The organism is Actinomycetospora chibensis (genome assembly GCF_028737215.1).
Lineage (GTDB): Bacteria > Actinomycetota > Actinomycetes > Mycobacteriales > Pseudonocardiaceae > Actinomycetospora > Actinomycetospora chibensis.
On the sequence record NZ_JAQZAM010000012.1, the window covers coordinates 233,449 to 240,879 of the forward strand.

Consider the following 7,431-nt stretch of genomic DNA (forward strand, 5'->3'; position numbering starts at 1 on the left):
CCGCCCATCTCGTCCTGGGGTACATGAGCACACCGAAGAAGCGGGTCCTGGTCATCGGCGCCGGCTACGCGGGCGCGACGGTCGCCGTGCGGCTGGCCGGCCGCGCGCGGGGACGGGCCGAGGTCACGGTGGTCAACCCGCGTCCGCGGTTCGTCAACCGGCTCCGCCTGCACCACGTCGCCATCGGCCGCGCGGTGCCCGCCCCGGACCTGCGCCGGATGCTGGGCGCGGGGGTCACCCTCGTCGAGGGCCACGTGACGACGCTCGACCCGGACGCCGGGCGCGCGATGGTCGCCGGGGCCGACGGCGCGCGGACCCTGGCGTTCGACCGGGTCGTCGTCGCCACCGGCAGCTCGACCGCGGCCGCGCCGGTGCCGGGCGGTGAGCTCGTCCACGCTGTCGGGGACCTGGAATCCGCCCACCGGCTGCGCAGGGCGTTCGCCGCGCTGCCCGCGGGCACACCCGTCAGCGTCGTCGGTGGCGGGTTCACCGGCCTCGAGACGGTCGCCGAGCTGGCCGAGACCCGTCCGGACGTGACGGTCCGCCTGGTGACCGCGGGCGAGGCCGGCGGGTGGTTCACCCCGGCGGCGGCGGAGCACGTGCGTCGCACGCTGGAGGGGCTCGGCGTGGAGGCGCTCGGCGGGACCCGGGTGCGGGCCGTGGCATCGGACCGCCTGGTGCTCGAGGACGGCGCCGAGGTGCCGTCCGGGCTCACCGTCTGGTGCGGCGGGTTCGCCGCGCCCCCGCTCGCCCGCGACGCCGGGATCGCCGTCGACGACCGGGGCGCGATCCTCACCGACGGCGCGCTGCGCTCGCTGTCGCACCCGGCGGTCCTGGCCGTCGGCGACGCGGGGCACACGCCCGCGCCGGACGGCGAGCGGTTCAGCATGTCCTGCCAGTTCGCGTTCCCGTCGGCCGCGCACGCCGCGGACGCCCTGGCCGGGGACGTCCTGATCGGGTTCGACTGTCCGGCCGCCGATGGCGCTGTCGACGATCGGCCGCTCGACCTCGGCTTCACCGCCCGCTGCGTCAGCCTCGTCCCGGCGGCACGCCGTGCTGCAGCCGACCACCGCGACCGACGTGGCCCGCGGGCGCGCCGTGACCGGGCGGGCGGCCGTGCTGGCCAAGCAGGTCCAGGTCCGGGGCACCGTCGCGGCGATCGGCCTCGAGCGGCGCCTGCCCGGGGCGATCCGCTGGCCGCACGCCGACCGGCCGGTCCAGGAGGCCCCGTCGGCCGCAGGGTCGGCGCCGTGACCCGCACCGAGGAGTTCACCGCGCTGCGCCCGCTGCTCTTCGCGATCGCCTACCGGATCCTGGGCAGCGTCAGCGAGGCCGAGGACGCCGTCCAGGAGACCTGGTTGCGCTACGAGTCGTCGGCGACCGAGCCCGCGTCGGTGAAGTCGTACCTGTCGGCCGTGGTCACGCGGCTCTCGATCGACGTCCTGCGCTCGGCCCGGGTCCGGCGGGAGTCCTACGTCGGGCCGTGGTTCCCCGAGCCGCTGCTCACCGACCCCTACGAGGACCCGGAACGGTCCGCGGAGCTCGCGGACTCGGTGTCGATGGCGGCGCTGCTGCTGCTCGAGCGCCTGAGCCCGCGGGAGCGCGCGGTGTTCGTGCTGCGGGAGGTGTTCGCGTTCGACTTCCCCGAGATCGCATCGGCGGTCGGGCGTTCGGAGGCGGCGTGCCGCCAGCTCGCGGTGCGGGCCCGCCGGCACATGGAGGAGGGCCGGCCACGGTTCGCGGCCGACCGCCGGGAGCGCGAGGAGCTCGCCGCCCGGTTCTTCGACGCCTTCGCCGACGGCGACCTCGACGGACTCCGGGAGCTGCTCGCGCCCGACGTGCAGGCGGTCAGCGACAGCGGCGGCAAGGGCCCGGCGCTCGCCCGTCCGGTGGTCGGGTCCGAGAACGTGGCCCGGCTGGTCGGCGGGTTCGCCGCCCTCATGCCCGGGGTCGTCGACATGGCCCCGCGCACGATCAACGACCAGCCCGGGGCGATCCTGCGGGACCGGGACGGCAAGATCGTCGCGATCATCGCGCTCGACGTCCTCGAGGGGCGGATCCAGACGATCCGCACGGTGATCAACCCCGACAAGCTCGAGCACCTGGGCCCGGTCGCCGACGCCTGGAAGGTGCGCGCGGACGCGATCGCCCGGCGGCATCGACGAGACTCCGGGGCGTGAGCTTCTTCGTGCGCCCCGCGGGCAGCGGCGACCGGTACGACTTCGACGGCACGACCTTCACGGTGAAGGCGGACGGCGGCGACACGGAGGGACGCGTCGCGGTGATGGAGCAGGAGGCGCCTGCCGGGCTGACGGTGCCGGCGCACACCCACGAGGGCGAGGACGAGATGTTCTACGTCCTCGAGGGCGAACTAGCGGGGTTCTGCGGCGACGAGCGCTGGACGGCGTCGGCGGGCGCGTTCCTCTTCCTGCCCCGCGACGTGGAGCACGGCTTCGAGGTCGTGGGCGACGCCCCGGCGCGGGCGCTCACCATCGTCGGCCCGGCGCGGTTCGACGCGCTGGTCGTGTCGCAGGGGCGCCGGCTGGACGGGTGATCACTCGGGCCGGCGACTCAGAGCGGGGCGTCGCGCAGCGCGAGCACCACGCGCATGACCCGCTCGACCGCCGTCTCGAACAGGGCGCCGCGCAGCTCGCCGCGGTCGGCCAGGTTCTGGCCCGCGAGCTCGACCATCGTCTCCGGCCCCACCCGCGCGACCAGCAGCGCGGCGACCTCGTCCAGCTCGAGTCCGGGGTTGTCCAGGCGCGTCAGCGCGAACTCGACGATCAGTTCCTCGTCCCGCACCGCGACCCCTCCCCTCGCTCCCACGGTAGTCGGCCGCCCGCGCGTCCGTCACCTCCGACGGAACCGCGTCGAGCAGCTAGAACGGCGGCGGGTCGTCGGAGGTGCTCCGGCCCGGTGTGGTCGTCGGTCCGGCCGACGGGGCGGGCCGGGCAGTCCTCTTGAGGAAGGTCTGGCGCCAGATGACGTCGTCGGCGTCGGGACCTGCGTGAGGTCCGTCGGCGGGCAGGGGCCGTGGGCCGGCTGCGGGCCGTGGCGCCGGCAGCGGCTCGAGGATCCTCTTCGGGCGGGTGGTGTGGTGGACGCCCGCGCGGGTGCAGATGGTGAAGTGCCCGGGCGTCGGTTGGCGGATCCGCCAGTGGGCGTGGTGCTTGGCCCGGTGGTGGTGGTGATCGACGACCCCGAGGTTGCCGGGCACGCTGGGCCCGCCGTGGGCGTGGTCGACGGTGTGGTCGAGGTCGGCCCGGTGGGCGGGGCGGCGGCAGGCGGGCACGATGCAGTGCCGGTCGCGGACCCGGACCCAGCGGTCGGTCTCGGCGCGGGGTCGGCGGCGGATGTGGTCGTCGGGGCCCGGCGCCGGCGGCCCGTCCCGGCCCGCTCCCAGGCGCTGGTGGAGCTCAGTGAGCAGTGACGCCCAGTCGCCGGTGCGGGTGCGATGGTCGTCAGGAGTGAGGGCGGCCAGCACCGTCGCCGGGACCTGGAGCTCGACGATCGCGGTGCACGACTCGCCCCGGGGTCGGGGCCCGGTATCTCGGTGAGGTGGCCGCGGGCGGCGCCGGGCGAGCAGGACGCGCTGCAGACGCCCGTCGTCGTCGGTGAGCACGATGCGCCACTCGCCGCCGTGGTGGCGCTGCAGCAGCGTGCGGGCGTGGGGGGCGAGCACGGTGCCGTAGCCGGGGACGGCAGCGGGGTGCTCGTCGAGCCCGAGTGCGGTGGTGAGCCGCAGGCGCAGTTCGGTGGTGCCGGAGCGGACGCGCCCGGAGCGGGGATCGGGGCCCTCGATCATGGGCGGCAGATCGGGAAGATCGGGGAGGTCCAGGAGGCCCTGCCCGAGGTCGGGCGTGTCGGGCGGGTCGCCCGGCCCTGTGCTGTCGTCCGGGTTGCCGTCGGTCGGGTCGCCGTCGCTGGGTCCCTCGTCCGGGCCGCGGTCGTTCGGCCCGCTGCCGTCCGGGCCGCCGTCGTCCGGGCCGCTGCCGTCCGGGCCGCCGTCGGTCGGGTTGCCGTCGGTCGGGTTGCCGTCGGTCGGGTCGCCGTCGGTCGGGTTGCCGTCGGTCGGGTCGCCGTCGCTGGGTCCCTCGTCCGGCCCGTCGTCCGGACCGCCGTCACCCGGCCCGCCCGACCCCCCGTCGCCGAGGTCGGTGGCCTGCCGGTGGTACTCGGCGGCGAGCAGGAGGGCGACGTCCCGGTCGGCGAGCCCGGCCGTGCTCTCGTCCAGCAGGCGTGCGGCGACCTCGGCGCGCAGCGTCCCGACCGGGGTCAACACCCCGAGCCCACGGACCGCCGCGGCCAGCCCGTCGACCCGGTCCCGCATCGCCAACCCCGTGGGCGCCGCCAGGTCGCACACCGAGAACGTCGCGGTCCCCGTCGGGTTCGGCGAGAGGATGACCCGCGCGTTCTTCTCCGCGCGCCGGGCGCGCCGCGCCGCCCACTCGGGATCGAGGGCCGCCGCGGTCTGCTCGATGCGCCGGATCAGCTCCCCCACCGGCAGCTCCGGCGCCTCGGGTAGCACTACCTGACACACGTGCCGGGCGAGGTCGTCGGCGAGATCGCGGGTCCACTCGCAGAACCGGGTGGCCTTGGGCTCGTCGAGCCAGCCCTCCCACAGCGCCTCCCCGACCGCCGGCAACCGGTCGGCCAGGTCCTCGGCCAGATCGAGCTTGCGGCTCGACATCGTGCGCGACCAGCCCAACACCGCGGCGACCTCGTCACCGGAGAACTCGTCCACCGCCGCGAGCCGCTCACAGCCCTGGGCCTGCGCCCGGCCCAGGTGGTGCATCGCGTCCAGCGCCCGGGCCGCGCCCCGGCTCTGGGCCCGGGCACATCCGCGCAGGTAGGCAGCGAGGTCCTCACCGGTCAGTGCCGCCGGCGACAGGCGCTCCAGGGCGGCGACCAGCTCCACCCCGGGCGGCAGGGCGTCCAGCTCGGCCGCCAGGCCGGAGCGGACATCCTGGTCGATGCTCACAGCCGGAACGCTAGCCGCGGCCCCCGACAGTCCCGGGCCGCCGACGACCCCGACAGCCCCTCCCGCAGGTCACAGATCGGTCACGATTCCCAGCTCAGGAGCGCGTGACCGGCTCGCCCGCGGCGGTCCGCACCTCCAGTCCGCGGACGCGGTCGGGCGGCAGGTCGGTGGACGCGCTGACGACGGCGTCCTGGCCGGGCGGCGGGCTCCACCGCGCGATCTCCTGCTCCGTGCCGTCCGCGCCCCGCACCACGAGGACGTAGGTGGTGCGCGGCGCGTCCGGCGGCGGCGTCGGGCGCGGCTCGCCCCGGTACAGGCAGCTCAGCGGGATCTGGGTGTCCCACGGCCGCGCGGTGAGCCCGGCGAGGCCCGACGTCTCGGAGTTCGCGACCGGCGGCAGGGCGAGCTCGCGGACGGTGCCCGGCGGGGGCGTCGGTGGTCGACGCAGCGGACCAGGCCGCGATGCCGAAGCCGCCGACCAGCGCGAGGACGAGGGCGATCGCGCCCGCGGCGTGCAGCTCCACCGGGCCACCGCGCGGGAGCAGCTCCCCGGCCGTGACGAACTGCCAGGCGAGGACGACCACCGCGAGCACGGCGGCGACCTGCACGGCCCGCAGCGGTCCGGGAGCCGCCCGCCGGGCGCCCCCGGGGCGGGACGCGGTGGTGGTGGATGAGTCCACGGGATCGTCCTCTCGATCGGCGACGGTCATCCCGTGACACGGACCGTGTGTCCCGAAGGTTCACCCGTCCTCGTGGAGGGCCCGTGCGAGGCGGTGACTCAGCGGACGGACCCGAGGGTCGGCCCGACCGTCCAGTCGCGGAAGGCGACCTCGGCGGGCCGGGTGATCGTGGGCTCGCGGGCCAGGCCGGTCTTCAGGTAGCTGGTCTGGCCGGGATAGAGGGTGCCGCCGGGCGGGTGGTAGCAGCCCACCTCCTGCTCACCGTCCTGCCAGGCACTGACGCTGCCCTCGTCCGGGTTCGCGGAGAACCGCACCCGGACGACGACGTCCGACCAGCGACCCACCGGCGCCGGCCCCAGGCTGCGCGTGAACGTGGACGGACCCGAGGGGTGGCCGTGGCCGCCGTGCAGGACGAGCTGGCCGTTCCACACCCGCAGGTCGACCGGCGCCGAGCCAGGACTGTCGTTCTTCCACTGGGTGATCACCTGGCGGCTCGACCCGCCGGCCGGGAAGTTCTCGTCGAGCCGCACGGAGAACGCGAAGTAGAGCTCGTCGCCCTCCTTCAGTGCGGGCACGGCGGGTTCGAGCTCGGTGCGCTGGTAGGGCCCGGACACCGCGAAACGCAGCGCGTCGCCGTCCATACGCGGCGGCGTCGTGCCGACGGTGTTCCAGGGGGTGGCGCGGAAGGCCTCGGGTCCACTGCCGAGCCACAGCGGGGCGGCCGGCGCGGTCGTCTTCGGGGTGGCGACGGCCGGTGTCGGGGTGACCACGGCTCCGTCGGTCTCGGGCGCGGCCGCCACGTCGCGGTCGGGCTCCTCGACGCGATCGGGCGCCTGGGGCGTACCGGGCCCGCGGCCGCCGTCCGAGCCGGGTCGCTGCGACGGCGGACCGTCCCCGGAGGTGAGCTCGACGGTGGAGGCCAGCGCTCCCCCGGCGACGACGCCCGCGAGCGCCACGGCGGTCAGGTTTCGGGCGTTGCGCGGGGGCCGACGGTGGGAGGTTCCGCCGGTCATCCGACGGAGTCGGGCCTCGACCTCACCGTGACGGTCGAGCAGGCGGTGTTGCGGCATGAGGGGTTCCTCCTGGTCACCAGAGGGTGCCAACGCGCCACGCCCCGACAAACGCTCGTGCGCAATCAGATGTCGCCCCAGCCCATCGAGATACGCCGTCTGCCGGACCCGAAGCTCCGCACGGTGTCGCAGGACCGCCGGGGTCTCGACCAGCAGCCGGACCTCGCGACCCCCTCGTGCACAGTGAGCGAATGGCGTCCCGCTCCGATTCGTCCGATCCGTGGTCCGGCACGCTCGTCCTGCCCGGCCGGACCGTCGTCCGCGGCCGCGGCGTGCGGGACCCGCTGCCGAGCGGCCGCGAGCCCGACTTCGGCCTCTATCTCGGCGTCGACTACACGCCGCGTTGGGAGCACGAGCGCCTCGAGTGGCCCGACTTCGGCGTGCCGCGCGACCCGCTCGCCGCGGTCCGGGCCATCGAGCGGCTGTACCGGCGGGCCCACGACGGCGAGCACGTCGAGACCGCCTGCAAGGCCGGCAAGGGACGCACCGGTACCGTCGTCGCCTGCCTCGCGATCCTCGACGGCCTCACGCCCAGCCACGCCGTGAGCTGGACGCGCGAGCACTACCACTACCGCGCGGTGCAGACGCCGTGGCAGCGGCGCTGGGTCCTGCGCTTCGCCGAGATGTCGCGGCGACGCGGCTAGAGCGTGTCTGACGAATCATCGGGCACGACTCTGACAAGATCTTGGTGTGCGTACGC

The 7,431-nt window shown here is 75.7% G+C and carries 7 protein-coding genes; 3 read left to right on the forward strand and 4 right to left on the reverse strand.

Annotated elements, in window-relative coordinates:
* Positions 1-23 precede the first annotated feature (23 nt).
* On the forward strand, positions 24-2,180 hold the full coding sequence (locus tag PH189_RS19810) for an RNA polymerase sigma-70 factor (protein ID WP_274190542.1): 2,157 nt from the start codon (positions 24-26) through the stop codon (positions 2,178-2,180).
* Positions 2,177-2,554 carry a cupin domain-containing protein gene (locus PH189_RS19815; protein ID WP_274190543.1) on the forward strand — a complete coding sequence of 126 codons (378 nt, stop codon included), beginning with the start codon at positions 2,177-2,179 and terminating at the stop codon, positions 2,552-2,554. The genes PH189_RS19810 and PH189_RS19815 overlap by 4 nt, the downstream gene beginning before the upstream one ends.
* 17 nt (positions 2,555-2,571) lie before the next feature.
* Here the strand turns inward: PH189_RS19815 and PH189_RS19820 are convergent, their stop codons facing one another.
* The 4 genes from PH189_RS19820 to PH189_RS19835 all read right to left on the reverse strand — a co-directional run bounded on the left by PH189_RS19820 (position 2,572) and on the right by PH189_RS19835 (position 6,731).
* Positions 2,572-2,802: a hypothetical protein gene (locus tag PH189_RS19820; protein WP_274190544.1), complete on the reverse strand. Its 231-nt coding sequence runs from the start codon at positions 2,800-2,802 to the stop codon at positions 2,572-2,574.
* A 76-nt stretch (positions 2,803-2,878) separates the two neighbouring features.
* The gene (locus PH189_RS19825) at positions 2,879-4,981 is read right to left on the reverse strand and encodes an HNH endonuclease signature motif containing protein (RefSeq protein ID WP_274190545.1); all 2,103 of its coding nucleotides are present in this window, start codon (positions 4,979-4,981) and stop codon (positions 2,879-2,881) included.
* 94 nt (positions 4,982-5,075) lie between these two features.
* Positions 5,076-5,513 carry a hypothetical protein gene (locus tag PH189_RS19830; protein WP_274190546.1) on the reverse strand — a complete coding sequence of 146 codons (438 nt, stop codon included), beginning with the start codon at positions 5,511-5,513 and terminating at the stop codon, positions 5,076-5,078.
* 246 nt (positions 5,514-5,759) lie between these two features.
* Positions 5,760-6,731 (reverse strand): heparin lyase I family protein, encoded by a 972-nt coding sequence (locus PH189_RS19835; RefSeq protein WP_274190547.1) that lies wholly within the window; start codon positions 6,729-6,731, stop codon positions 5,760-5,762.
* A 191-nt stretch (positions 6,732-6,922) separates the two neighbouring features.
* Here PH189_RS19835 and PH189_RS19840 point away from each other — a divergent pair, with 191 nt between their 5' ends.
* Positions 6,923-7,375 carry a protein-tyrosine phosphatase family protein gene (locus PH189_RS19840; protein ID WP_274190548.1) on the forward strand — a complete coding sequence of 151 codons (453 nt, stop codon included), beginning with the start codon at positions 6,923-6,925 and terminating at the stop codon, positions 7,373-7,375.
* The last annotated feature ends 56 nt before the right edge of the window (positions 7,376-7,431 follow it).